This window comes from Citrobacter sp. MGH103, assembly GCF_001034475.2.
Lineage (GTDB): Bacteria > Pseudomonadota > Gammaproteobacteria > Enterobacterales > Enterobacteriaceae > Citrobacter > Citrobacter freundii.
In genome coordinates, this window is record NZ_CP073043.1 from 1,986,329 (window position 1) to 2,010,407 (window position 24,079).

The 24,079-nt window shown below is 51.3% G+C and carries 27 protein-coding genes, 2 tRNA genes and 2 pseudogenes; 19 read left to right on the forward strand and 12 right to left on the reverse strand.

Annotation, left to right across the window (positions count from 1 at the left end; genetic code table 11):
- The 11 genes from cbiK to ldtA all read left to right on the forward strand — a co-directional run bounded on the left by cbiK (position 1) and on the right by ldtA (position 8,956).
- Entirely contained in the window at positions 1-795 is a 795-nt protein-coding gene (gene cbiK, locus SK33_RS09420) for a sirohydrochlorin cobaltochelatase (protein WP_048218028.1), read from the forward strand.
- Positions 792-1,505 carry a cobalt-factor II C(20)-methyltransferase gene (locus tag SK33_RS09425; protein ID WP_003839034.1) on the forward strand — a complete coding sequence of 238 codons (714 nt, stop codon included), beginning with the start codon at positions 792-794 and terminating at the stop codon, positions 1,503-1,505. The genes cbiK and SK33_RS09425 overlap by 4 nt, the downstream gene beginning before the upstream one ends.
- On the forward strand, positions 1,502-2,239 hold the full coding sequence (gene cbiM, locus SK33_RS09430) for a cobalt ECF transporter S component CbiM (RefSeq protein ID WP_003834098.1): 738 nt from the start codon (positions 1,502-1,504) through the stop codon (positions 2,237-2,239). The genes SK33_RS09425 and cbiM overlap by 4 nt, the downstream gene beginning before the upstream one ends.
- Positions 2,240-2,241: 2 nt before the next feature.
- A complete protein-coding gene (locus SK33_RS09435; protein WP_003030289.1) occupies positions 2,242-2,523 on the forward strand; it encodes an energy-coupling factor ABC transporter substrate-binding protein in 282 nt (93 codons plus the stop codon).
- On the forward strand, positions 2,510-3,187 hold the full coding sequence (locus SK33_RS09440) for an energy-coupling factor ABC transporter transmembrane protein (RefSeq protein ID WP_003030290.1): 678 nt from the start codon (positions 2,510-2,512) through the stop codon (positions 3,185-3,187). The genes SK33_RS09435 and SK33_RS09440 overlap by 14 nt, the downstream gene beginning before the upstream one ends.
- A gap of 8 nt (positions 3,188-3,195) precedes the next feature.
- Complete coding sequence (locus SK33_RS09445; protein ID WP_003839037.1) at positions 3,196-4,011, forward strand: energy-coupling factor ABC transporter ATP-binding protein; 816 nt, start codon at positions 3,196-3,198, stop codon at positions 4,009-4,011.
- Positions 4,008-5,528, forward strand: a complete 1,521-nt coding sequence (locus SK33_RS09450; RefSeq protein WP_003844229.1) for a cobyric acid synthase — start codon at positions 4,008-4,010, stop codon at positions 5,526-5,528. Before SK33_RS09445 ends, SK33_RS09450 begins: the two co-directional genes overlap by 4 nt.
- Positions 5,525-6,070 carry a bifunctional adenosylcobinamide kinase/adenosylcobinamide-phosphate guanylyltransferase gene (cobU, locus tag SK33_RS09455; protein WP_003030294.1) on the forward strand — a complete coding sequence of 182 codons (546 nt, stop codon included), beginning with the start codon at positions 5,525-5,527 and terminating at the stop codon, positions 6,068-6,070. Before SK33_RS09450 ends, cobU begins: the two co-directional genes overlap by 4 nt.
- The gene (gene cobS / locus SK33_RS09460; protein ID WP_003844226.1) at positions 6,067-6,810 is read left to right on the forward strand and encodes an adenosylcobinamide-GDP ribazoletransferase; all 744 of its coding nucleotides are present in this window, start codon (positions 6,067-6,069) and stop codon (positions 6,808-6,810) included. Before cobU ends, cobS begins: the two co-directional genes overlap by 4 nt.
- A 24-nt stretch (positions 6,811-6,834) precedes the next feature.
- Positions 6,835-7,899 (forward strand): nicotinate-nucleotide--dimethylbenzimidazole phosphoribosyltransferase, encoded by a 1,065-nt coding sequence (cobT, locus tag SK33_RS09465; protein ID WP_048218027.1) that lies wholly within the window; start codon positions 6,835-6,837, stop codon positions 7,897-7,899.
- Positions 7,900-8,026: 127 nt separating this feature from the next.
- Positions 8,027-8,956: a L,D-transpeptidase gene (gene ldtA / locus SK33_RS09470; protein WP_048217363.1), complete on the forward strand. Its 930-nt coding sequence runs from the start codon at positions 8,027-8,029 to the stop codon at positions 8,954-8,956.
- A gap of 24 nt (positions 8,957-8,980) precedes the next feature.
- On the opposite strand, the gene SK33_RS09475 is transcribed toward ldtA, so the two are convergent.
- The 5 genes from SK33_RS09475 to mtfA all read right to left on the reverse strand — a co-directional run bounded on the left by SK33_RS09475 (position 8,981) and on the right by mtfA (position 13,615).
- Positions 8,981-9,664: an ABC transporter ATP-binding protein gene (locus tag SK33_RS09475; protein ID WP_048218025.1), complete on the reverse strand. Its 684-nt coding sequence runs from the start codon at positions 9,662-9,664 to the stop codon at positions 8,981-8,983.
- Between the two features lie 10 nt (positions 9,665-9,674).
- The gene (locus tag SK33_RS09480; protein WP_003844223.1) at positions 9,675-11,363 is read right to left on the reverse strand and encodes an ABC transporter permease; all 1,689 of its coding nucleotides are present in this window, start codon (positions 11,361-11,363) and stop codon (positions 9,675-9,677) included.
- The gene (locus tag SK33_RS09485) at positions 11,347-12,384 is read right to left on the reverse strand and encodes an extracellular solute-binding protein (protein ID WP_048218023.1); all 1,038 of its coding nucleotides are present in this window, start codon (positions 12,382-12,384) and stop codon (positions 11,347-11,349) included. The genes SK33_RS09480 and SK33_RS09485 overlap by 17 nt, the downstream gene beginning before the upstream one ends.
- A 258-nt stretch (positions 12,385-12,642) precedes the next feature.
- Positions 12,643-12,718 (reverse strand) — tRNA-Asn (locus tag SK33_RS09490).
- A 132-nt stretch (positions 12,719-12,850) separates the two neighbouring features.
- The gene (mtfA, locus tag SK33_RS09495) at positions 12,851-13,615 is read right to left on the reverse strand and encodes a DgsA anti-repressor MtfA (RefSeq protein WP_003030306.1); all 765 of its coding nucleotides are present in this window, start codon (positions 13,613-13,615) and stop codon (positions 12,851-12,853) included.
- Between the two features lie 93 nt (positions 13,616-13,708).
- Between mtfA and SK33_RS09500 the strand changes: the two genes are divergently transcribed.
- Positions 13,709-13,798: transfer RNA gene (locus SK33_RS09500), tRNA-Ser, on the forward strand.
- A 27-nt stretch (positions 13,799-13,825) separates the two neighbouring features.
- Here SK33_RS09500 and SK33_RS26400 read toward each other — a convergent pair.
- Positions 13,826-14,005, reverse strand: a pseudogene (locus SK33_RS26400) (hypothetical protein); the annotation flags it as partial.
- A gap of 296 nt (positions 14,006-14,301) precedes the next feature.
- Between SK33_RS26400 and SK33_RS09505 the strand changes: the two are divergent.
- Positions 14,302-14,634: an EmrE family multidrug efflux SMR transporter gene (locus SK33_RS09505; protein ID WP_003839058.1), complete on the forward strand. Its 333-nt coding sequence runs from the start codon at positions 14,302-14,304 to the stop codon at positions 14,632-14,634.
- Positions 14,635-14,736: 102 nt separating this feature from the next.
- Here SK33_RS09505 and ompC read toward each other — a convergent pair whose 3' ends face one another.
- The gene (gene ompC, locus SK33_RS09510) at positions 14,737-15,906 is read right to left on the reverse strand and encodes a porin OmpC (protein WP_048218021.1); all 1,170 of its coding nucleotides are present in this window, start codon (positions 15,904-15,906) and stop codon (positions 14,737-14,739) included.
- A 442-nt stretch (positions 15,907-16,348) separates the two neighbouring features.
- Between ompC and SK33_RS09515 the strand changes: the two genes are divergently transcribed.
- The 3 genes from SK33_RS09515 (at position 16,349) to SK33_RS09525 (ending at position 18,996) form a co-directional block, all read left to right on the forward strand.
- Entirely contained in the window at positions 16,349-17,041 is a 693-nt protein-coding gene (locus SK33_RS09515) for a phosphohydrolase (protein WP_048218020.1), read from the forward strand.
- Positions 17,042-17,117: 76 nt separating this feature from the next.
- Positions 17,118-18,548, forward strand: a complete 1,431-nt coding sequence (locus SK33_RS09520; RefSeq protein ID WP_048218019.1) for a DNA cytosine methyltransferase — start codon at positions 17,118-17,120, stop codon at positions 18,546-18,548.
- Positions 18,529-18,996: a very short patch repair endonuclease gene (locus tag SK33_RS09525; protein WP_032949554.1), complete on the forward strand. Its 468-nt coding sequence runs from the start codon at positions 18,529-18,531 to the stop codon at positions 18,994-18,996. Before SK33_RS09520 ends, SK33_RS09525 begins: the two co-directional genes overlap by 20 nt.
- Here the strand turns inward: SK33_RS09525 and yedA are convergent.
- The gene (yedA, locus tag SK33_RS09530) at positions 18,988-19,908 is read right to left on the reverse strand and encodes a drug/metabolite exporter YedA (protein WP_003839069.1); all 921 of its coding nucleotides are present in this window, start codon (positions 19,906-19,908) and stop codon (positions 18,988-18,990) included. The genes SK33_RS09525 and yedA overlap by 9 nt on opposite strands.
- 175 nt (positions 19,909-20,083) lie before the next feature.
- Between yedA and SK33_RS09535 the strand changes: the two genes are divergently transcribed.
- The gene (locus SK33_RS09535) at positions 20,084-20,998 is read left to right on the forward strand and encodes a DUF808 domain-containing protein (RefSeq protein WP_169316136.1); all 915 of its coding nucleotides are present in this window, start codon (positions 20,084-20,086) and stop codon (positions 20,996-20,998) included.
- A 77-nt stretch (positions 20,999-21,075) separates the two neighbouring features.
- Positions 21,076-21,261 (forward strand): YodC family protein, encoded by a 186-nt coding sequence (locus SK33_RS09540; RefSeq protein WP_048218018.1) that lies wholly within the window; start codon positions 21,076-21,078, stop codon positions 21,259-21,261.
- A gap of 206 nt (positions 21,262-21,467) precedes the next feature.
- Here the strand turns inward: SK33_RS09540 and yodD are convergent, their stop codons facing one another.
- On the reverse strand, positions 21,468-21,695 hold the full coding sequence (gene yodD, locus SK33_RS09545) for a YodD family peroxide/acid resistance protein (RefSeq protein WP_003030417.1): 228 nt from the start codon (positions 21,693-21,695) through the stop codon (positions 21,468-21,470).
- A 163-nt stretch (positions 21,696-21,858) separates the two neighbouring features.
- On the opposite strand from yodD, the gene dsrB reads away from it, so the two are divergent.
- A complete protein-coding gene (gene dsrB, locus SK33_RS09550) occupies positions 21,859-22,047 on the forward strand; it encodes a protein DsrB (protein WP_003030419.1) in 189 nt (62 codons plus the stop codon).
- Positions 22,048-22,101: 54 nt separating this feature from the next.
- Here the strand turns inward: dsrB and rcsA are convergent, their stop codons facing one another.
- The 3 genes and pseudogenes from rcsA to fliQ all read right to left on the reverse strand — a co-directional run bounded on the left by rcsA (position 22,102) and on the right by fliQ (position 24,077).
- Positions 22,102-22,725 carry a transcriptional regulator RcsA gene (gene rcsA, locus SK33_RS09555; RefSeq protein WP_003030421.1) on the reverse strand — a complete coding sequence of 208 codons (624 nt, stop codon included), beginning with the start codon at positions 22,723-22,725 and terminating at the stop codon, positions 22,102-22,104.
- A 278-nt stretch (positions 22,726-23,003) separates the two neighbouring features.
- A pseudogene (fliR, locus tag SK33_RS09560) lies at positions 23,004-23,799 on the reverse strand (flagellar biosynthetic protein FliR).
- 8 nt (positions 23,800-23,807) lie between these two features.
- Positions 23,808-24,077, reverse strand: a complete 270-nt coding sequence (gene fliQ, locus SK33_RS09565) for a flagellar biosynthesis protein FliQ (protein WP_003030425.1) — start codon at positions 24,075-24,077, stop codon at positions 23,808-23,810.
- Positions 24,078-24,079 lie beyond the last annotated feature (2 nt).

A 24,079-nucleotide genomic window follows, 5' to 3' on the forward strand; every position in this document is an offset into this window, starting at 1 on the left:
ATGAAAAAGGCGCTTCTGGTGGTCAGCTTTGGCACCAGCTATCACGACACCTGTGAGAAAAATATTGTGGCCTGTGAGCGCGATCTTGCAGCCAGTTGCCCTGACCGCGACCTGTTCCGGGCGTTTACCTCCGGGATGATTATCCGCAAGCTCAAGCAGCGTGACGGCATTGAAATCGACACACCGCTGCAGGCGCTGCAAAAACTGGCGGAGCAGGGGTATCAGGATGTGGCTATTCAGTCGCTGCACATTATCAATGGCGACGAATACGAAAAAATTGTCCGCGAAGTGCAAAGTATGCGTCCGCTGTTTTCACGCCTGACGCTGGGTGTACCGCTAATGAGCAGCCATGAAGATTACGCCCAGCTGATGCTGGCGCTGCAACAGCAAATGCCGACGCTTAGAGAAAATGAAAAAGTGGTGTTTATGGGACACGGCGCCAGCCATCATGCCTTTGCCGCCTATGCCTGTCTCGACCATATGATGACGGCGCAGCGCTTTCCGGCGCGGGTTGGGGCGGTGGAAAGCTATCCGGAAGTGGATGTGCTGATTGAAAGTTTATCCCAGGAAGGGGTGACGGCGGTGCATCTGATGCCGCTGATGTTAGTTGCTGGTGACCATGCCATCAATGATATGGCCTCTGACGAAGATGATTCGTGGAAAACATTGTTCAATGCGGCCGGGATAACGGCTACGCCATGGCTCAGTGGACTGGGTGAGAATCCGGCGGTTCGCGCCATGTTCGTGGCACATTTACATCAGGCGCTTAATGTGGCGCTGGAGGAAGCAGCATGAGCGGGAAACTGTACGCATTAAGCACCGGACCTGGCGCTTCCGATCTGATCACCGTACGTGCTGCACGTACGCTGGGCATGCTGGATATTCTCTATGCGCCTGCCGGGCGTAAAGGCGGCGATAGCCTGGCGCTGTCGATTGTACGGGAGTATATCGGCGAGCAGACCGAGGTCCGCTGCTGCCATTTTCCCATGAGTGCCGACAGCGCGGAAAAAGAGGCCGTCTGGGATGAGGTTGCAACCGCGCTGGTTCAGGAAGTCGAAGCTGGAAAAAAAGTAGGCTTTATTACGCTCGGCGACGCCATGCTGTTCAGTACCTGGGTCTTTTTACTGCAGCGCATTGGTTCGCCTGACTGGTTAGAAATCGTCCCGGGCGTGACTTCTTTCGCTGCGATTGCCGCGCGTTCGAAAACCCCGCTCGCTATGGAGCAACAATCGCTGGCAGTGGTCTCCTGTACCGCGCCGGAAGCTGAAATTCAGCAGGCGTTAAAGCAGCATGACAGTCTGGTGTTGATGAAAGTGTACGGTCGTTTTGCGCGTATCAAAGCGCTGCTGCAACAAGAAGGTTTGTTGGGCTGCGCATTAATGATGTCTGAAGCCACGCTGCCAGGTGAACAGTGCTGGCGTCATCTCGATGAGGTGAGCGACGATCAGCCGCTGCCTTATTTCTCGACCATTCTGGTCAACAAACAGTGGGAGTATGCACAATGAAGCTTGAACAACAGCTAAAACAGCTGTCTTTCAGCGGGTTGGCTGCGGCGCTATTACTGATGATTGTTCCTGAGCAAGCGTTCGCCATGCACATTATGGAAGGTTTCTTGCCACCGATGTGGGCGCTGGCCTGGTGGCTGTTGTTTTTACCCTGCCTGTGGTACGGGCTGGTGCGCTTGCGCCAAATCGTGCAGGAAGATAACCACCAGAAAGTTTTACTGGCACTGTGCGGCGCCTTTATTTTTGTGCTGTCGGCGCTGAAAATTCCTTCCGTTACCGGAAGTTGTTCACACCCTACCGGCGTAGGCCTGGCGGTTATCCTGTTTGGACCTGGCGTAGTGGCCATCCTCGGGGCGATCGTTCTGCTGTTCCAGGCACTGCTGCTGGCACACGGTGGTTTAACGACGCTCGGCGCGAACGGCATGTCGATGGCGGTAATTGGCCCGGTAGTGGGTTACATGGTGTGGAAAATGGCCTGCCGTGCAGGGCTGCGTCGTGATGTTTGCGTCTTCTTGTGCGCGATGCTGGCGGATCTCGTCACCTATTTCGTGACGTCGGTACAGCTGGGCGTGGCGTTCCCGGATCCCTCTGCTGGCGCTACCGGTTCAATCATTAAGTTCATGGGGATTTTCTGTCTGACGCAGATCCCAATCGCGATTGCGGAAGGGTTACTCACCGTGCTGATTTACGATCAGCTGACCAAACGCCAGTTAATAACCGCACAAGGACATTAACGATGAAAAAGACGCTGATTATATTGGGCATGGTTGTGGCGCTGGTGATCCTGCCGTTCTTTATCAACCACGGTGGAGAGTACGGCGGTTCAGACGGTGAGGCTGAGAGTCAGATTCAGGCTATTGCCCCGCATTATGAACCCTGGTTCCAGCCGCTGTATGAACCGGCAAGCGGTGAAATTGAAAGTCTGCTGTTTACACTTCAGGGATCGCTGGGCGCAGCCGTGATTTTCTATATCCTGGGTTATACCAAGGGCAGGCAACGCCGTGATGACCGGGCTTGACAGGCTTAGTTATCAAAGCCGTTGGGTTCATGTCTCGCCAGTGCGGAAATTTCTGCTCTGGCTGGTGATGATGATTCTGGCGTTTACTCTGCCCCCGTTGGGGCAGGGTATTGAGCTGTTATTGATTGCCGCGCTGAGCTGCTGGCTGCTGCGTATTTCATTCTGGCGCTGGTGCCGTTGGATGGCATTACCGTTTGGTTTTCTGGCGGTTGGCGTAGTGACCATCCTGTTTAGCATCAGCCGCGATCCACAGACGCTGTTGGCCAGCATACCTGTGGGAAGTTACTGGTTGGGAATCAGCGCACCAGGTCTGGTGACAGCGAATGAAACGTTCTGGCGCAGCCTTGCAGCGCTGGCGGCAACCTTCTGGCTGGTACTGAATCTGCCGTTTCCGCAATTAATTATCCTACTCAAACGCGCGCACGTTCCTCGCCTGTTAACTGAGCAGATCCTGCTGACCTGGCGGTTTATTTTTATTCTCTTAGACGAGGCGCTGGCTATTCACCGCGCACAAACGCTGCGTTTTGGTTATCGTAGCTTGCCGTTGGGCTACCGCTCTCTGGCAATGCTGGTGGGATTGCTGTTCACCCGCGTGTTGATCCGCTACCAGCAAATGACCACCACACTGGATATCAAACTTTATCAGGGTGATTTTCACCTGTAAGGAAAAGTATGCTTGCCACCTCAGCGCTTTGGTTTCGCTATCAGGATGACCCGATCCTCAAAGGGTTAACGCTGGATTTTTCTACGCATGCCGTCACCGGGTTGGTAGGCGCTAATGGTTGCGGGAAATCCACGCTGTTTATGAACCTGAGTGGCTTATTGCGCCCACAGCAAGGCGCGGTGATGTGGCAGGGCAAACCGCTGGATTACAGCAAACGCGGCCTGCTGGCGCTGCGTCAACAGGTGGCAACGGTATTTCAGGACCCCGATCAGCAAATCTTTTATACCGATATCGACAGCGATATCGCCTTTAGCCTGCGCAATCTCGGGGTGGATGAGGCTGAAATCGCCCGACGCGTGGAAGATGCGCTTACGCTGGTCGACGCCCAGCATTTTCGCCATCAGCCCATTCAGTGTTTAAGCCATGGGCAAAAAAAACGCGTAGCGATAGCCGGGGCGTTGGTGTTGCAGGCGCAGTATCTGCTGCTGGATGAACCTACTGCGGGTCTCGACCCGTCAGGCCGCACGCAGATGATTGAGATTATCAAACGCATCGTAGCGCAAGGAAACCATGTCGTAATTTCAAGCCATGATATCGATCTTATCTATGAAGTCAGCGATGCGGTGTACGTTTTACGCCGGGGCGAAGTACTCACGCACGGCACGCCAGGCGACGTTTTCGCCCGTACGGATCTTATTGAACAAGCGGGATTAACTCAGCCCTGGCTGGTGAAGCTGCATACCGAGTTGGGCTTCCCGCTGTGTAAAACAGAGGCTGAATTTTTTAGCTGTATGCGAGAGAACGCACTGAAGGAGGCGTCATGACGCAGGCAATAATGTTGCAGGGAACGGCATCTGATGTGGGTAAAAGCGTATTGGTCGCCGGGCTGTGTCGTATTTTTTATCAGGATGGACTGCATACCGCACCGTTCAAATCGCAGAACATGGCGCTGAACTCTGGCATTACGCCAGAGGGAAAAGAAATGGGCCGCGCGCAAATTTTTCAGGCTGAAGCCGCAGGTATTACGCCAGATGTGCGTATGAACCCGGTTCTGCTTAAACCGACCAGCGATCGCAAAGCGCAGGTAGTGCTGATGGGCAAAGTAGCGACTGATATGGACGCGGTGAGTTACCACGAGTACAAACCACGTCTGCGGGAACAGATCCTGTCAGTTTATAATAGCCTGGCGCAGGAGTTCGATGTGCTGGTGCTGGAAGGTGCGGGGAGCCCGGCAGAGATTAACCTGCGCGATCGCGATATCGTCAATATGGGCATGGCAGAAATGGCGCAGTGCCCTGTCGTTTTGGTGGCGGATATCGATCGTGGTGGGGTGTTCGCCTCCATTTACGGCACGCTGGCGCTGTTGCACGATCACGAACGCGCACGCGTAAAAGGGGTGATCATCAATAAGTTTCGCGGTGATGTGACGCTGCTGCACTCCGGTATCGAGCAAATTGAAGCGCTGACCGGTGTTCCGGTGCTGGGCGTGATGCCATGGCTGGATGTTGATCTGGAAGATGAAGATGGCGTTGCGCTGCAAAAGGGCAAGTATTTGCGCACTGATAAACGCGACATCGACATCGCCGTTGTGCAAATACCGCACATTTCTAACTTTACGGATTTCAATGCGCTTGCTGCGCAGCCGGATGTGCGTGTGCGCTATGTTCGCCAGCCTGAAGAGCTGGCGGGGGCCGATCTGGTGATTTTGCCCGGCAGCAAAAATACCCTTGGCGATCTGGTGTGGCTGCGTGAAAGCGGGATGGCGCATGGTGTCGTGCAATTGCATCGTAATAACGTACCGGTGGTGGGGATTTGCGGCGGTTATCAAATGCTCGGCGATACCATCATTGATGAAGTGGAGTCAGGACTCGGTACGCTGCCGGGGCTGGGCTTGCTCAATACTGTCACCCATTTTGCTCAGCACAAAACCACGACCCTGGTTGAGGGGCAAATGTCCTCATCGCTGCCTGACTGGCTGGCGGGCACGGCGGGGTTATCCGTTCGCGGTTATGAAATTCATATGGGTGAAACAGCATTAACCGATGAATGTCAGTCGGTGATGACGTTGCACAAAGACGGCGGCAACGTTGTTGACGGCGCGGTCACTGCGGATGGTCTGGCGTTCGGCACCTATCTTCACGGTCTTTTCGACAGCGATGATTTCACCCGTGCGTTGGTCAATGGCCTGCGAGAACGTAAAGGGTTAGCTCCGCTGGATTCCACCTTCCATTACGCGCAATATAAATCGCAGCAGTTTGATCTGCTGGCGGATGCGATGCGGCAACACATCGATATTGAGAAAATTTATACCATCATGCAGCAACACCGGGAGCCAGTATGATGATTCTGGTTACTGGCGGCGCGCGAAGCGGTAAGAGTCGGCATGCGGAAGCGCTGATCGCTGATTCCCCAAATGTTTTGTATATTGCGACTTCGCAGATTTTTGATGAGGAGATGGCTGCGCGAATTCAGCATCATCGCGATGGACGTCCTGCGCACTGGCGTACAGCCGAACGTTGGCAACATCTTGATGAACTGATTACGGCCGCGAACGATCCTCAGGAAGCCATTCTGCTTGAATGCATCACTACGATGGTGACCAACCTGCTGTTTGCGCTGGGCGGTGACAGCGATCCGGACAGCTGGGATTACGCGGCGATGGAGCAATCTATTGAAGGTGAAATCCGTTCACTGATTGCAGCCTGTCAGCGCTGCCCGGCAAAGATCGTGTTGGTCACTAACGAAGTGGGAATGGGGATTGTGCCGGAGAACCGTCTGGCGCGGCATTTTCGTGATATTGCAGGACGCGTGAACCAGCGACTGGCGGCGGCGGCTGATGAGGTCTGGCTGGTGGTATCAGGAATTGGAGTCAAAATTAAATGAGTAAGTTGTTCTGGGCAATGCTCTCTTTTATCAGTCGCTTGCCCGTTCCTGCTCGCTGGTCGCAAGGACTGGATTTCGAGCATTATTCCCGCGGTATTGTGATGTTCCCCCTGATTGGCGTCGTGTTGGGAGGGTTGACGGGGCTGGTCTTCATGGCGCTCCAGACCTGGTGCGGTATACCGTTGGCCGCTCTTTTTGCGGTGCTGACGCTGGCGTTATTGACCGGAGGATTTCATCTGGATGGTCTGGCGGATACCTGTGACGGCATTTTTTCGGCGCGCCGACGCGAGCGGATGCTGGAAATCATGCGCGACAGTCGTCTGGGAACCCACGGTGGACTGGCGTTAATTTTCGTTTTACTGGCGAAGGTGCTGGTGGTGAGCGAACTGGCTTTGCGTGGCACGCCGATGCTGGCTGCGCTGGCGGCGGCATGTGTTGCCGGGCGAGGAACGGCGGTGTTGCTGATGTATCGGCATCGCTATGCCCGCGAAGAAGGGCTGGGCAACGTTTTTATTGGTAAAGTCACCGGGCGTCAAACCTGCGTTACGTTGGGATTGGCGGCGATCCTTGCCGCCGTGCTGCTTCCCGGCATGCGCGGCGTGGCAGCGCTGGTTGTCACAATGGTGGCGATTTTTATTCTTGGGCAGTTATTAAAACGCACGTTGGGTGGGCAAACCGGCGATACGCTGGGCGCTGCCATTGAACTTGGCGAGTTGATTTTCTTGCTGGCTCTGCTCTGAGTCAGCCCACATACTGGAACCCTTATGCAGACTTTAACCTCTTTACTCCGCGCGATCCCATTACCTGACAGTGCCGCGATGCTGCGCGCGCAGCAGCATATCGACGGCTTGCTTAAGCCGCCGGGAAGTTTGGGGCGACTCGAATCTCTCGCCGTGCAATTGGCCGGGATGCCTGGCTTGAAGGGTGTGCCGCATGTGAATGGCAAAGCGATGCTGGTGATGTGCGCCGATCACGGCGTGTGGAATGAAGGGGTTGCCGTTTCACCTAAAGTTGTCACGGCTATACAGGCCGCCAATATGACGTGTGGAACGACCGGCGTCTGCGTCCTCGCCGCTCAGGCGGGGGCGAAGGTCCATGTGATAGATGTGGGGATTGATGCTGAACCTATTCCCGGCGTGGTGAATATGCGTGTGGCACGCGGCTGCGGCAATATAGCCGAAGGCCCGGCAATGAGCCGTTCGCAGGCCGAGGAGCTGTTGCTGGAAGTCATTCGCTATACCCATGAACTGGCCAAAGACGGTATGACGCTGTTTGGTGTCGGTGAGCTTGGTATGGCAAATACTACACCTGCGGCGGCCATTGTTAGCGTGCTTACCGGCAGTGATGCTGAGGAAGTCGTGGGTATTGGCGCTAACCTTCCTCTTTCTCGGGTGGGGAATAAGGTAGACGTTGTGCGTCGGGCAATTGCCGTCAATCAGCCGGATCGCCATGACGGTGTCGATGTGCTGGCTAAAGTTGGTGGGTTCGATCTTGTCGGCATGGCAGGGGTTATGTTGGGGGCGGCCTCCTGCGGCCTGCCGGTCGTGCTGGATGGTTTTCTTTCTTATTCCGCTGCGCTGGCGGCCTGCCAGATTGCACCACAAATTAAACCCTACCTAATCCCGTCACATTTCTCCGCTGAGAAGGGCGCCCGTACCGCGCTGGCGCATCTTGAATTGGATCCGTATCTGAATATGGGGATGCGTTTGGGCGAAGGCAGTGGGGCCGCGTTGGCGATGCCAATTGTTGAGGCTGCTTGTGCGATGTACAACAATATGGGGCAGTTAGCCGCCAGTAACATCGTGCTTCCGGATGGTAAGGAAGCGTAGTTACCGCTCAACCTGAACCTCGCCTGTTGGCGAGGTTTTTTTATGCGCAAATATGTCGTAACCCACTAAAACAGATAATAAAAGCTATAATTAACGGATATCTGCTGCGACGAAGGAAAGGAAAAAGATGCGTCGTGTAAAACTGCTTTGTTCACTCATTATGCTGCTTGCGAGTCAGGGCGCGCAGGCGGTGAGTTATCCACTGCCGCCAGAGGGCAGTCGCCTGGTGGGTAGCCCTTTGACTATTACGGTTCCACCAGGTAATACCAAGCCGCTGGAAGCATTTGCCGCTCAGTACGGGCAGGGGTTGAGCAATATGCTTGAAGCCAATCCGGGCGTCGATGTTTTTCTGCCTAAATCGGGTTCAACGCTGGTTGTGCCGCAGCAACTGATATTACCGGATACCGTACGCGAGGGGATTGTCATCAACGTCGCCGAGATGCGGCTTTACTATTATCCTGCTGGCAGCAATACGGTTGAGGTTTTACCCATTGGCATTGGTCAGGCGGGTAGAGAAACGCCGCGCAACTGGGTGACGGCGGTAGAGCGTAAGCAGGAAGCGCCAAGCTGGACACCGACGCCAAATACCCGACGCGAATACGCCGCTCGCGGGGAAAACTTGCCAGCATTTGTTCCTGCCGGGCCAGAAAATCCGATGGGCCTGTATGCAATTTATATCGGCAGGCTTTATGCCATTCACGGGACAAATGCCAATTTCGGTATTGGTCTGCGGGTAAGCCAGGGGTGTATCCGTTTGCGGAATGACGACATCAAGTACCTGTTTGATACGGTGCCTGTAGGGACCCGTGTACAATTAATTGACCGACCGGTGAAATACAGCGAAGAGCCGGACGGTAGTCGTTGGGTGGAAGTGCATGAGCCGCTGTCGCGAAATCGTTCGGAATACGAGTCTGACAGAAAGGTACCTTTGCCAGTCACTCCCGCTCTGCGTACCTTTATCAGCGGGAATGACGTGGATGTGAGCCGTGGGAACCAGGCACTGGAAAGACGTTCCGGTATGCCGGTGAACATCAGCCTGGTACAGAAACATTATTAATTTTCAGGGCGACCCTGGTGACCTTCAGGTCGGATGGGTCGCTTTTTTTATTTGATACTGCCCCATTTTTACCACGCCAATATGGTCTGCCATTAGTTGAGCTTCGTGTTCGCTGTGGGTAACCAACAGCGCCGTTTGCCCGGCGGCGCGCAAAATATCCCGTACCTCGTTGCCAAGACGTTCACGTGTGCGCTTATCCAGGCTGGAGAAGGGTTCATCGAGCAACAGGATTTCCGGATGTGGCGCCAACGCGCGCGCAAGGGCGATACGCTGTTGTTGCCCGCCTGAAAGCTCATGCGGATAGCGGTTGGCATGGCTGTGTAACTCCACCATTTTCAACAGCTCAGTCACTCTGGCCTGTTGTTCCTCACGCGGCATGCGACGCAATCCAAAGGCCACATTTTGCTGCGCGGTCAGATGGGGGAATAACGCATATTCCTGGAAGACCATGCTGACATGACGTTTTTCCGGTGGCAGATGAATGCCGGGACCGGCAACACGGCGCTGTGACACATAGATCTCTCCGTTTTGCAGGCGTTCAAATCCGGCAACTGCGCGTAGCACCGTGGTTTTTCCGCAGCCTGAAGCGCCCAGCAGACAGGCGATTTCACCTTTATGTACCGACATTGAAAATCCGCTCAGTACCGATTGCTGGCTGTTGCCATAAGTAACGTGTACATCCTGGAGTCGTAATGCAATTTCTGACATTGTTGCTCTCTTAACCACGGCGAGTCATTTGATGACGCACCAACAAAATAACCGGTAGCGTGCCAGCTAACACAATCATTAGCGCGGCGATAGCACCTTCTTCATAGGTTCCACGGGCGGCTTCCGCATACAACAATGTTGCCAGCGTTTCGAAATTGACCGGGCGCAAAAGCAACGTTGTTGGCAGTTCTTTCATGGCATCGGCAAAAACCAGCAGGGCACTGCTGACTAACGCTGGGCGCAGCAGGGGAAAATGGACCCGTGCAAACGTCCCCGCGCCATTCTCACCCAACAGACGAGACGCCTGTTCCAGCGAGGGGGGGATACGGCCCAGACCAGAATCCAGTGCGCCAATGGCAATCGCCTGGAATCGCATGGCACAACAAATTACCAGCAGGATCCCGGCGGACATCAGCGGCAGACCACGAACATCCAGTAAATCGGCCAGCCAGCGGTCGACCGCCATGGCGGGTGTCAAAAAACCAATTGCCAGAATTGTGCCGGGGACTGCATAGCCTAAAGAAGCCAGACGCATCACGCCGCGACGAAATCCTGGCATGGCGTTGTCGGCGGCACTATGACGCGCGCTCCAGGCCACTAACATACTGACGCAAACCACCACCAGCGTGGTTCCCGCCGCCAGCGATAGCGTATTTTGTAATGCTGACAGTAACGAAGAGGAAAGCGGATTTTCATCACCTATGCGTTTGGCGCTTTCCCACATTAAAAACAGAACCGGAGCCAGAAAACCCAGCAGGACAGGCAGTGAAATAACGCCACCGAGCAGCCAGCCACGCCAGCCCTGCACGCGCGTAGGTTGAATTTCCCGCAGGCTGCGACTGCTGAATCCTTGTTTTCTGCGACCATAAAATTCCAGCGTCAGAATAAGGAATATAAACATCAGCATCATGCAGGCAATTTGTGCCGCGGCAGATAAATCAGAACGCGAGATCCATGTGGTGTACACGGTAACGGTTAACGTCTGTACCCCGAGAAACTCCGATGCGCCGATATCGTTGAGCGTTTCCAGTAGTGCCAGGCTGATCCCAACGGCCAGTGCCGGACGGGCCATGGGCAATGCAACACGAAAGAAGGTTCCGGTCGCGCTGCATCCCAGTGTGCGTGCGGCTTCCAGTAAATGGGCCGGTTGGCTAATAAACATGGCGCGGGTTGTCAGATACACGTATGGGTAAAGCACCAATCCGAGTAGGATGATTGCGCCGGAAAGTGAGCGTAAATCTGGCAGACGGAACTGTCTTGGGCTGTCAAAACCCAGTAAAAAACGGATAAAGGTTTGCAGGGGGCCAATCGGATGCAGCAGATCGAGCCACGCAAAGGCCACAATGTAGGTCGGCATCGCCAGCGGCAACAGTAACGCCCAGCTAAGTATTTTACGTCCAGGGAAATCCCATGCCGTTACCGCCCATGCGCTGCCTACGCCAATCACGCCGACCATCACCGCGACACCGGCTAATAACAGCACGGTATTTTTTAGTGCGGCAGGTAGTACATACGTCAGGAGATTATCCCAGTGAGATAAATCGGCCTGGGTAGCCTGCCAAATCAGCGCAATGATCGGTGTCAAAACGCCAAGCGCTACGCACAGTGCGCCAAGATGTAGCGGCGTCAATAATGACTGCGGCCCGGAAACCAGGCCGCGTAACGTCGGAAACTGCAGAGGTTTATTGATCGAATCCAACTTTATCTACCAGCAGACTAGCTTGTTTACGATATTTAACGATTTCGGTTAATGGTGTTTTATCGACGTCGATTTCGCCAATAGTTGCGTTGATAACCGGGTCAAGCGTCACGCCTTTCAGTACCGGGTATTCGAAGTTCGCTTTCGCATATTGCTGCTGGGCAGGTGCGGAAACCAGATATTCCATCAGCTTAACGGCATCGGCTTTATTTGGCGCATAGCGGGCTACAGCTGCACCACTGATGTTGACGTGTGTACCGCCATTTTCAAAGGTAGGTTTAACGACTTTAATCGCATCGCCCCATTGACGCGCATCGCTGCCTTCTTTGGCATTTTTCATATGGCCGACGTAATAGGAGTTGGCGAGACCAATATCGCAAATACCGCCGAGGATATCGCGAGCAACATCGCGATCGCCACCGGTAGCTTTACGCGCCAGGTTAGCTTTCACACCGCGCAGCCATTCTTCGGTCTTTGCTTCGCCGTGATGAGCAATCATTGCGGCGATCAGCGCCGTGTTATACGGGTGCTGTCCGGAACGAATACAGACTTTACCTTTGTACTCAGGGCTGGCGAGTTGTTCGTAATGCCAGTTATCGATTGGCAGTGACTTCTCGGCATACAGCACGCGGGCACGCATCGACAGCGCAAACCACTGATTATCTGTACCGCGCAGATTAGCTGGAATAGCGGTTTTCAGTGCTTCTGACTCTACTGGCTGAGTTACACCCGCTTCCACTAAATCAATGAGATTACCGGCATCGACGGTCATCAGCAGGTCGGCAGGTGAATTTTTACCTTCAGCTTTAACGCGCTCAAGCATACCGTCCTTGATATAGACCGTACTGACTTTGATGCCGCTGGTTTTGGTCCAGCTATCAAGCAAAGGCTGGATCAGACCCGGTTCACGGGTGGTATAGAGCGTTAACGTTTCCTGAGCGAAAGCCGGTAGGCTAACTGAGAAGACCAGGGCAGAGGCAAGTGTGATACGGCGCAGTCCGGCGCGAGGCAGAGAATTCATCGTTTATATCCCAGAGTAATTGGAACGTACAGTGAACCGAGCGAGGCTCGTTCCTTTGGCTCGCGTACAATAAATGATAATCACTAGCACTTACAATAATTGCAAAGTTTAAACGATTTACATTTACATAACTTTAATCAACGTTGTGATGCGGCATGTATCGGGGGGACAGAGCAGGCAGGGTGCTTATCAGAGGGGATTTCATAGCGACCGAAAAGCAAAAAGCCTGCTTAGTTTCCTAAGCAGGCTTCTTAAATATGGCTCCTCTGACTGGACTCGAACCAGTGACATACGGATTAACAGTCCGCCGTTCTACCGACTGAACTACAGAGGAATCGTGTGAACGAGGCGCATATTACTGACCTCACCATGAGGTGTCAACAGTAAAATTAGCGCGTCATTTCAATTGCTTAATTAATCTTCAAATTCAGCGTTAATGCGCATTTGCTGAGCGATAATGACCATCTTAGCGGGTATCGCGTAACCGCTCCATGGGGTTCTGGCGGTAAAACTGAATAAAACGCTGCCATAAGGCCGGAAAACGTGGCGCAAATAATTCAGGAGCACTGAAGAAATACTCCGAAAGAACGGCAAAGCATTCGGCCGGGTCGGTTGCTGCGTAAGCATCTATACTGCACGCGGTTTCACCGACCAGATCAATTTCATCCTGAATGTTATTCATTGCGGCATATAGGTCGTGCTCCCAACCGGCAATATCTCGCAGAGGGATCGCCGGAATACCGCTGGCGCGGTCGCCATTACGCATATCAAGCTTATGTGCCACTTCATGGATGATCAGATTAAAGCCGGAGGCATCAAAAGAATCCTGAATGTCGAGCCAGTTAAGGATTATCGGACCTTGCTGCCAGCTCTGCCCGGACTGTACAACCCGTTGATTATGCACCAGCCCAATATCGTCTTCCCATTCATCGTCCACGACAAACGGGGCAGGGTAGATGAGAACTTCATGAAACCCGTCGAGCCACTCGACCCCTAATTCCAGGACAGGCAAACAGAAAAGCAGCGCAATGCGCGCACTTTTCAGCGGGTCAAGTTCAAACCCTTGAAGCGCTACCAATCTTTTTTGCTGTAAAAAGCGCTCGGCCAGGGCGATAAGTCTGGCTTGTTCTTGCTCGGTGAGATTCACCAGAAGAGGAATAGCCAGGGCGTCGTCCCACGGCCAGTCGTCACTCCGGGTTGTTTCTTGCTCTTTCCAGGGCCACTTAATCATCGTTTTGCTCGCAAACTCGTCACTTGAACGAAATTGACGGAACGGGGTCTGTTAAAATGCCAAATTACCTGGCATCATGGCAACCGCCAAAACGGAGAGATGCCAGAGCGGCTGAATGGACCGGTCTCGAAAACCGGAGTAGGGGCAACTCTACCGGGGGTTCAAATCCCCCTCTCTCCGCCACTATTCAAACACTTAGCTCAATTCCTTTCAACGACTCATGTCACACTTGGTATAGTGTTGATATATTCGCTTAGTATAAAGCTCGCCATCATCATGTTCTGATTTGCCCAATACTGGAAGATCCAGTGTGGGGGAAATTTTCACTTTTCTGTCATAAACCGCAACCTGGCGTTCAGTTTTGTGATCTGAGAATAGTTGTTTGTCCTTTCTCGTTTCTATCAAGTTTTTTTCCTGCGGCTCAAAATTAAACCAGGGGCAGGGTAGCTAAAGTTATTTTGGCTTTTATGCTAGAAGAAGATAGCCCCAGAAACCAGGCCGTCAGAGAAATTAGCAACAAGCCTCGAGAATAAATCTGACAGTTATCTTTGAGCGATGAGCGGACGCACAAGACGGTGACAAGATTGCAATATTTGTTGGGGTTATGCCCACGACTTGTTTTGGATAAACTCACTTAACCCTTTGTGATACGATAATTATCTTAGATTGTCACATGGGGCCAGATTTTGAATTCATACATTTTCCTTGCCGGGGCCATTGTAGCTGAAGTAATAGGTACAACCCTGATGAAGTTCTCTGACGGATTTACACGTCTATGGCCATCTGTCGCAACCATTGTGTGCTACTGCACTGCTTTTTATCTTCTCGCTCAGACGCTGTCGACGATTCCAACGGGTATTGCGTACGCAATTTGGTCAGGTGCTGGAATCGTATTAATCAGCCTTTTGGGCTGGTTGGTAAGTGGGCAAAAGCTGGATTTCCCGGCGATCGCAGGCATGTTCCTGATTTGCGCTGGGGTTCTGGTTATCAATATTTTTTCGAAATCTTCCCCGCATTAATTCTAAAAGAGTGTCGGATATCTGGCGCTGTTAGCAGAGCTTAACCCTGTGCGGTAAAAAAGCCCGCTTGGTATGAAGCGGGCTTGCGTATTTTTGTCGTAATTAGAACTGATAGACTAAACCAACGGCAACGATGTCGTCAGTTGCGATACCATTGCTTTCATAGAAGCTGTCGTCTTCGTCCAGCAAGTTGATTTTATAATCGACATAGGTGGACATGTTTTTGTTGAAGTAGTAAGTCATACCCACATCAACATATTTGACCAGATCTTTGTCGGTGTAGCGTGGGGTGCCATTGCTATGGTGATCCCAGCCACCTAAGTCGACACCTTTAGATTGCAGGAATGCAACGGACGGGCGCAAACCAAAGTCAAACTGGTATTGTGCAACAACTTCAAAGTTCTGCGTTTTGTTGGCGATACCGCCTTTGTCATCACCATAAGCGGTCATATTGCGGGTTTCGGCATACATTGCAGCCAGGTACACGTTGTTAGCGTCATATTTCGCGCCAACAGTCCATGCATCTGCTGTTTCACCACCAGCATATTTACTGGTGTAGCTACGATCATTGCGACCTTCAGCGACTTGGTTGTTAGTACGATCAGAACTGGAGTACGCTGCACCGAGACTTAAACCGAAGTCGAAGTCATAAGAGGTGGACATACCGAAACCGTCGCCGTTTTCTTTCGCCAGTTTGCGGTTTTCACTATTACCAGAACCTTCCTGACCTACGCTGCTACCTTCATTATTCCCCTGATATTGCAGGGCAAAGTTCAGGCCATCAACCTGACCAAAGAAGCCTTTATTACGATAGGTAGCAACGCCGTTGGTACGGCCCAGCATGTAAACGTCGGTCTGAGTGTAGGTATCACCACCGAATTCTGGTAGCATATCGGTCCAGGCTTCAACGTCGTACACGACGCCGTAGTTACGACCGTAGTCGAAAGTACCGTTTTGACCAAAACCTAAACCGGCAAAGGCCAGACGAGTCCAGGAATCGCCTTTGTCACCTTCGGTACCGTTGGCCTTAATGTTGTATTCCCACTGACCATAACCGGTCAGCATGTCGTTGATCTGTGTTTCGCCCTTAAAACCCAGACGGGCATAGGTCTGATCGCCATCGTCGCCAGGGTTATCAGAGAAATAACGCAGACCATCGACTTTTCCGTACAGATCCAGTTTATTGCCGTTTTTATTATAGATTTCAGCCGCATTTGCTGCGCCTGCAGCTAATAAAGCAGGGAGAAGCAGTGCCAATACTTTTCTTTTCATTATGTATTCCCTTTGCATGATAATTAAAATGAATATGTAGTACTATCCAAGCAACTACATTTGGATACTATCTATGAAGTTCATTTAATTTAAAATATAACATGTAACAAATATATTTAAAATATTTCTAAATATTTCTTGAATGTGTTTTTATAACTATAAATGTATGTGTATTACATTGTTATTTGCCACGAAAATCATTTTTTAATCAATGCGTTATGTGTGTCTAGTTATTTATTTGCAACTTGAATTTTATTTGTGGGAAGTATTTGTCTTTATTATTCATATAATATGGTTGTTGATATTGAGATTATGGTTTTTATAAATTCATGTGGGTTTTATTTTCGGTGTGATAATAAAAATTAATTATGTAATGGGGCAGGCAGTGGTTTGCAATGAAAATTGTTGCTAAGGTGATTTTCTTTCTACAAAGGGAGATAGCATGAAACTGCACGACTGGCAGTCGCAATTTGAAGCTTGGTTAGCTGATAACCATTCCGGACAAGATGCTGCGCATGACATCTTTCACTTTCGTCGTGTGTGGATGACGGCGCAAAAGCTGAGTACGGATGCAACTGTAGACTGGCTGGTGGTGCTGACCGCGTGCTACTTCCATGATCTCGTCAGCCTGCCAAAGAACCATCCTGAGCGTCATCGTTCGTCGGTACTGGCAGCTCTGGAAACGCGTCGCATTTTGATGCGCGATTTCCCGGATTTTCCACAACAACGGTTACCGGCAGTGTGCCATGCCATTGAGGCGCACAGTTTTAGCGCCAAAATTGCACCAGAAACCCTTGAAGCGAAAATCGTGCAGGATGCGGACCGGCTTGAGGCGCTGGGGGCTATCGGTTTAGCGCGCGTATTTGCTGTGTCTGGTGCGTTAGGCGTGGCGCTATTTGATGCGGAAGATCCGTTTGCCCGCCAGCGTGGCCTTGACGAAAAACAGTACGCGCTCGATCACTTCCAGACCAAGTTATTGACGTTGCCGTCGACGATGCAAACTGAACAAGGACGACATTTAGCGCAGCATAATACTGACTTCTTACTGACATATATGGCGAAGCTGAGTGCGGAGTTAAAAGGAGAGTATGAAATGCTGGATCTTGACGCGATTCAACCCTTTAAAGCACGTTAGTCGCCAGTACAGCCGCAACGTCAACCGCACTATTTTATGTTAATCTGTCGGTTATCCATTACGGCCGGTTAAATGTATGCAGGATAATTTTTCAGTAGCAGGCTCCATGAACCCGATGACAGATGATAACAAGGCCGCCGCGCAGGTGATTTTGGCTAAGTTGCTTGAAATATATGACGTGAAAACCCTGGTTGCTTATCTGAACGGTGTTGGCGAGAACCGCTGGAGTCCGGCCATCTTTAAGCGAGTGGTGGCGAACGAAACATGGCATCGCCTCAGCGACAATGAGTTTACTTATCTGAATTCCTTGCTGCCGACGCCACCTGCGCATCATCCGCATTATGCCTTTCGATTTATCGATCTGTTTGCCGGCATTGGCGGGATTCGTCGCGGCTTTGAGGAAATTGGTGGGCAGTGCGTGTTTACCAGTGAGTGGAACAAGCATGCGGTGCGCACCTACAAAGCGAACAACTATTGCGATCCCTTCCAGCATCACTTTAATGAAGATATTCGTGATGTCACGCTGAGCCATCAGGATGGGGTGAGCGACCAGCAGGCGGCAGAACATATTCGCCAGCACATTCCAGAACATGATGTACTGCTGGCGGGATTTCCTTGTCAGCCCTTCTCCCTGGCCGGGGTGTCAAAGAAAAATGCGTTAGGGCGGGCCCACGGTTTTGCCTGTGATACACAAGGCACACTCTTTTTTGACGTGGTGCGCATTATCGACGCTCGTCGACCTGCAATATTTGTGCTCGAAAACGTCAAAAACCTGAAGAGTCACGATCAGGGCAAAACGTTTCGCATCATTATGCAGACGCTGGACGAGCTGGGTTATGACGTGTCAGATGCGGCAGATAACGGTCCGGACGATCCGAAAATTATCGATGGGCAACATTTTTTGCCTCAACATCGCGAACGTATCGTGCTTGTCGGCTTCCGGCGCGATCTGAATTTGAAATCAGACTTCACGCTGCGGGATATTGTCACGCGTTATCCGCAGCGGCGTACTACGCTGGCGGAACTGCTTGAGCCGACCGTCGATGCGAAATATGTGCTGACGCCGGTGCTGTGGAAATACCTCTATCGCTATGCGAAAAAGCATCAGGCGCGGGGAAATGGATTTGGCTATGGCATGGTGTATCCCGGTAACCCTGATAGCGTAACGCGCACATTATCTGCGCGTTATTATAAGGATGGGGCGGAGATCCTGATTGACCGTGGCTGGGATATGGCGCTGGGTGAAAAAGATTTTGACGATCCGCAGAATCAGCGACACCGCCCACGCAGACTTACGCCCAGAGAGTGCGCGCGCCTGATGGGGTTTGAATCTCCGCAAGGCTATCAGTTCAGAATCCCCGTGTCAGATACTCAGGCTTATCGCCAGTTTGGTAATTCGGTGATCGTTCCGGCATTTGCGGCGGTGGCCAGGCTGCTGGAGCCAAAAATCAGGCAGGCAGTTGCTATTCGCGAGAAAGAGAACCTGCATGGCAGACGTTCACGATAAAGCAACACGCAGTAAAAATATGCGGGCGATAGCCACCCGCGATACCGCAATTGAAAAACGCCTTGCCAGCGTGCTGACAGAGCAGGGGGTAACGTTTCGCGTGCAGGATGCGACGTTACCCGGTCGCCCCGATTTTGTGGTGGATGATTATCATTGTGTGATTTTTACTCACGGTTGTTTCTGGCACCACCACAATTGCTATTTATTTAAAGTTCCCACGACACGAACGGAATTCTGGCTGGAAAAAATAGGCAAAAATGTCCAACGCGATGCGCGGGATTGTGAAAAATTGCAGGCTCTTGGCTGGCGCGTACTGATTGTCTGGGAGTGCGCCCTGCGTGGTCGCGAAAAGCTGGATGATGAAGCGTTATCTGAACGTGTCATCGAGTGGATCTGCGGCGGTGGCGACACCGCGCAGATCGACACTCTCGGTATTCATTTACTGTAATGTTTTTTCCGACGAACTCGCGACGGCATCCGCTTTAACAGGGAACAGGTATTTCCCCAACGTTACCAGCACCACAGCAAACACGATCACGCCTAGCGCCAGCCATTCGATAGGGGCCAGTCTTTCTCCCCCCAGACCGGTACCTAACAGCACCGCAACAACCGGATTGACGTAGGCGTAGCTGGTGGCTAGCGCCGGGCTGACATTGCGGATCAAGAACATATACGCATTAATGGCAATAATGGAGCCAAACAGGGCCAGGTAAGCCACCGCCATAAAGCCTGAAAATGTTGGCATGGTGGTCAGTTTTTCCCCGGAAAGTAACGATGCGCACATCAGCACAATACCGGCTGCTAACATTTCAATGGCTCCGGCCATCATGCCAACGGGCAGCGTAATGCGTGAACCGTACACCGAGCCAAACGCCCAGCTTATCGAACCGATCAGGATTAAAATAGCGCCCCACGGATTGCCACTTAAATTGCCTCCGCTGTTCAGCATGATGATCCCTGCGAGCCCAATCGCTATTCCCAACCATTCCAGTTTGCGCGTTTTGATGCCAAAAAAGTGGCTAAAACACAGCGTAAATAGCGGGACGGTGGCGACCACCACGGCGGCAATACCGGAAGGGACATTTTGATGTTCTGCGACGGTGACCAGTCCATTACCCACAGCCAGCAGCAGGATACCAATTAACGCGGCGTTCAGGATTAAGCGTAAGGGGGGGAGCTTATGCCCGCGAATAAGTAAAAAACTTGTTAACAAAATTCCCGCAGAGAGAAAACGTACGGCTGCCATCATTAACGGCGGCCAGCTTTCAACACCAATGCGAATAACGAAGTACGTGGAACCCCAAATGATGTACAGCGCGAATAGCGCACTGAAAAGCGGTAACAATTGCCTGAAACGCATAATCCCTCACGGTAGAAATAAAAAGATGCAACATAGTAAACGTCAAAACTATCTTACTGGCGAGATTTATAATTACGTGTCGATGTTAAAAACTTGTTGACCAGAAAGGTCAGTTTCAGCATGGCGTGTTTTACTTCATACTTATGACTGCAAAAAAATAATATTGAGGGTCAAAATTTTGGCAGGAAGTAGCTTACTAACCTTACTCGATGATATCGCCACGCTGCTGGATGATATATCAGTGATGGGAAAATTGGCCGCGAAAAAAACCGCGGGCGTGCTGGGAGATGATCTGTCGCTTAATGCGCAGCAGGTATCGGGCGTGCGGGCGAACCGTGAACTCCCGGTGGTCTGGAGCGTGGCGAAGGGGTCGTTTGTAAACAAAGTTATCCTTGTACCGTTGGCGCTATTGATAAGCGCATTTATTCCCTGGGCGATCACCCCCTTATTAATGGTAGGTGGGGCGTTTCTCTGTTTTGAAGGGGTAGAAAAGGTTCTGCATACCCTGGAGGCGCGTAAGCACAAAGAAAGCCCGGAAGAGCGTCAGCAGCGTCTGGCTGCTCTGGCCGCACAGGATCCACTCACCTTTGAGAAAGATAAAATCAAAGGGGCAATACGTACTGACTTCATTTTGTCTGCCGAGATTGTTGCGATTACGCTGGGTATTGTAGCGGATGCACCTTTGCTGAATCAGGTGTTGGTGTTATCGGGTATCGCGTTAGTGGTGACCGTGGGCGTGTATGGCCTGGTCGGGATTATCGTTAAGCTTGACGACATCGGGTACTGGCTGGCAGAAAAACGTAGCCAACTTGCCCAGTCGCTGGGGAAAGGGTTGCTGGTGGTTGCCCCCTGGCTGATGAAAACACTTTCTGTGGTCGGTACATTGGCGATGTTTTTGGTGGGGGGCGGTATTGTGGTACACGGAATATCACCGCTGCATCATGCGATTGAACATTTTGCTCAACAGCAAAGTACATTGATTTCGCTAATGCTTCCGACCCTGCTTAACCTGGTGCTCGGCTTTATCATCGGTGGGATTGTCGTTCTGCTGGTGAAAGCTGTCGCCAGACTGCGCGGAGTTTCGCACTAATTGTTACAGGACTGATTATGCAAAACGCCTCTTTGTCATCTAAGGTGTAAAGGTTTCTCTTGATACAGGAGGCAGGTATGGTCTTTTCTGTCAGTGAGGAAGTCACCTCCAAAGAGGGTGGCCCACGTATGATCGTTACCGGGTATGCCAGCGGAATGGTGGAGTGTCGCTGGTACGACGGCTTTGGCGTTAAACGGGAAGCATTCCGTGAAGATGAACTGGTGGTGCTGGGCGAGCGAAGACAGCTCTGTCAGGATGCCTGAAAATTTGGCTCGACCGTAACCTGGTGATCTCTCACCTATTAGTTATATTTATCATTCCGGTGAGAATTATTTACTTGTCAGGCAAAAAAATTGCAGATAAGGTTTGGTTCACATCAGATTTTCTGGTGTAACGAATTTACAAGTGCTTCTTGCATAAGCAAGCTTGATCCCGACCCTATAAGGGCCGGGAGTTTTTTCGCCCTCAGTCAGCGATTGATCTCCGATACGCTAAAGTCATGGATATCAAGCTCGAACGCGTCGGCCAGTTCATGCCATGTATGGTAATCTCGGCCGTCGACGCTAACGCGCTCCGGGTCATCCTGGCTGCGATGAATTTCACTCTCGCAGATTTCGTTGATTGCCTTTAGCAGCGCGTCGACATCGACGCTGACTTCACGTTTGGCCGTATCGCTGTACTCTTTCGCGGTTTTCATCCTCATACCTCTCAACCGTTAAGGATACCGGGGGAGCGTACCCAAACATCAGATACGCACAACTTAAGTATAGACCGTCGATAAAACCCGCAATCGCGCGTGCACAGCGCTGCCAGAAAAAGGAATTTGTTCTACACTGGCACAAAGCCACAGGAGGAAAACTATGAAGGTGAATGATCGGGTCACAGTCAAAACGGACGGCGGTCCTCGTCGACCGGGCGTGGTACTGGCAATCGAAGAGTTTAGTGAAGGCACCATGTACCTGGTTTCGCTGGAAGACTACCCGCTCGGTATCTGGTTCTTTAATGAATCAGGTCATCAGGATGGTATCTTTGTGGAAAAAGTGGAGTGAGATGAGTTCCGCTATTTGATTCTGACTGGTGGAGTCGCCACCAGTCAGAACGTCTTAGCGCATATTCACAAAGATACCATTGGTGACGTTGTCCGTAAGTCTCACAACGTGATAGATAACTTGCTTATTATGCGTCTTAATCTTTCGTTTTATATTCCCCTTATGGGATGACACCGTCTTGGCTTTGATATTCATTTGATCTGATATCTGTATTGTTCCCTGACCCTCCATCCACATACGCAACATGCTGGATTCGGTTCGACTTAATGATAATGTCGGCAGATTCACATCGATAGCAATATCTACTTCTTTTTTCAGAATATCGCCAAGTAGTTTATCCAGTGAGTCAGGCTTAATCGATTTAGAACTAATCAATAAATTTTTTCTGACGAGTAGATATTCATCAAAATGCACGTTGGCAATTGCCATAAACACAATAAATAATGTGCTGGGATGCTGATTAATGATTTGCTTTATTTGCTGGCTATTAGCAGGATCGTGGATAAAGCAGTCCTCATTAATAAACACCACAGCGGGTTGTTGAGAAACACAGGCGAGACTGAGTTCATCAACGTTGGAAATGTTGTTGATTTCCCTTTTTTTCACTCCCCGACTTACCAGATACCCGGTTAACCCTAGTCGGGTGTAACTGCATAAATCCATAATAATCGTTGACATGGCATACCCTCACTCAATGCGTAACGATAATTCCCCTTACCTGATTATTTCATCACAACTAAACGGAATAATAACGACCCAAGATGACGCTTTCGCTGTTTTTCAGGCGAATTTACTATCCCGTAAAGTTGCGTATAATTTGCCAGGAAACATCTTAAAGTAAAGTGAATGTTGCGTTATGTGAGTGAGGCAAAAACAAATAAGCCGCGACAGAGATATCCTGGTGGATGTTGTCACTTTTTAAAATTAGGACAATCCTTAGTAAAACAGGATAAAAATTAAGGGTTATTATTTTCCAGGCATTTCGCTGACGATATCGGCCAGTAAATTAAAAATTTCACTGAATAATCGTTCGCAGAATGGCGCAATTAATGGCATTAGCGCCGCCATCAGTGAAATACCTACGGTCAGAGTGAGAGGAAAGCCGATGACGAAAACCGACAGCTGTGGCGCCATGCGATTTAACAAACCAAGTGCGAGGTTCAGCGTGAGTAGCAGCGTCATTACCGGCAGGGCCAGCATTAGCCCATTGAGGAAAATCAGGCTACCCGCCCGTGCCAGCGCGAGAAACGCATTGCTGTTCACCGGATTGCCGCCGATGGGCAGAGTATGAAAAGTATCTACCAGCAGCGAAATCAGCCATAAATGGCCGTTAAAGGTCAGGAACAGCAGCATGGCGAGCATGTCGATCAGTCGTGCCAGAACCGGCATATTCAGACGGCTACCGGGATCGAAGAACGTCGCGAAGGAAAGGCCCATTTGCAGGCCAATTAATTCCCCGGCGGTACGTACTGCGGCAAACGCAAACTGCATGGTGAAGCCTAAAGCGATACCGATCAGGATTTGTTGCATTGCCTGCCATAGCGCGCCAACAGAAAATATGGGGACGTCAACGGCGGGAATCGACGGGGCGATAACGACGGTAATCATCAACCCCAGCCCCAGCTTTACCCGTTTGGGGATGGCTCGTTCACTGAGGATGGGGGCCGTTGAGATGAGCGCCAGTATGCGCAGCAAAGGCCAGAAGTATAAATTCAGCCAGTGGAGCCACTCAACGCTGGTCACCTGCAACATAACGTTGTCTACCCGATGATATAGGGGATATTGCTGAACAGCGTACGCACGTAGTCGAGCAGCAGGTTAAGCATCCACGGGCCAGCAACAATGATGGCAATAAACACCGCGACAATTTTGGGAATGAAGGACAGCGTCATTTCGTTAATCTGGGTCGCCGCCTGCAGAATACTGATGATAAGACCTGTGACGAGAGCGACCAACAGCAAAGGCGCAGCAAGGGCCAGGGCGACTTTCATCGCCTCTGTGCCCATCATCATGACCGATTCAGGAGTCATTT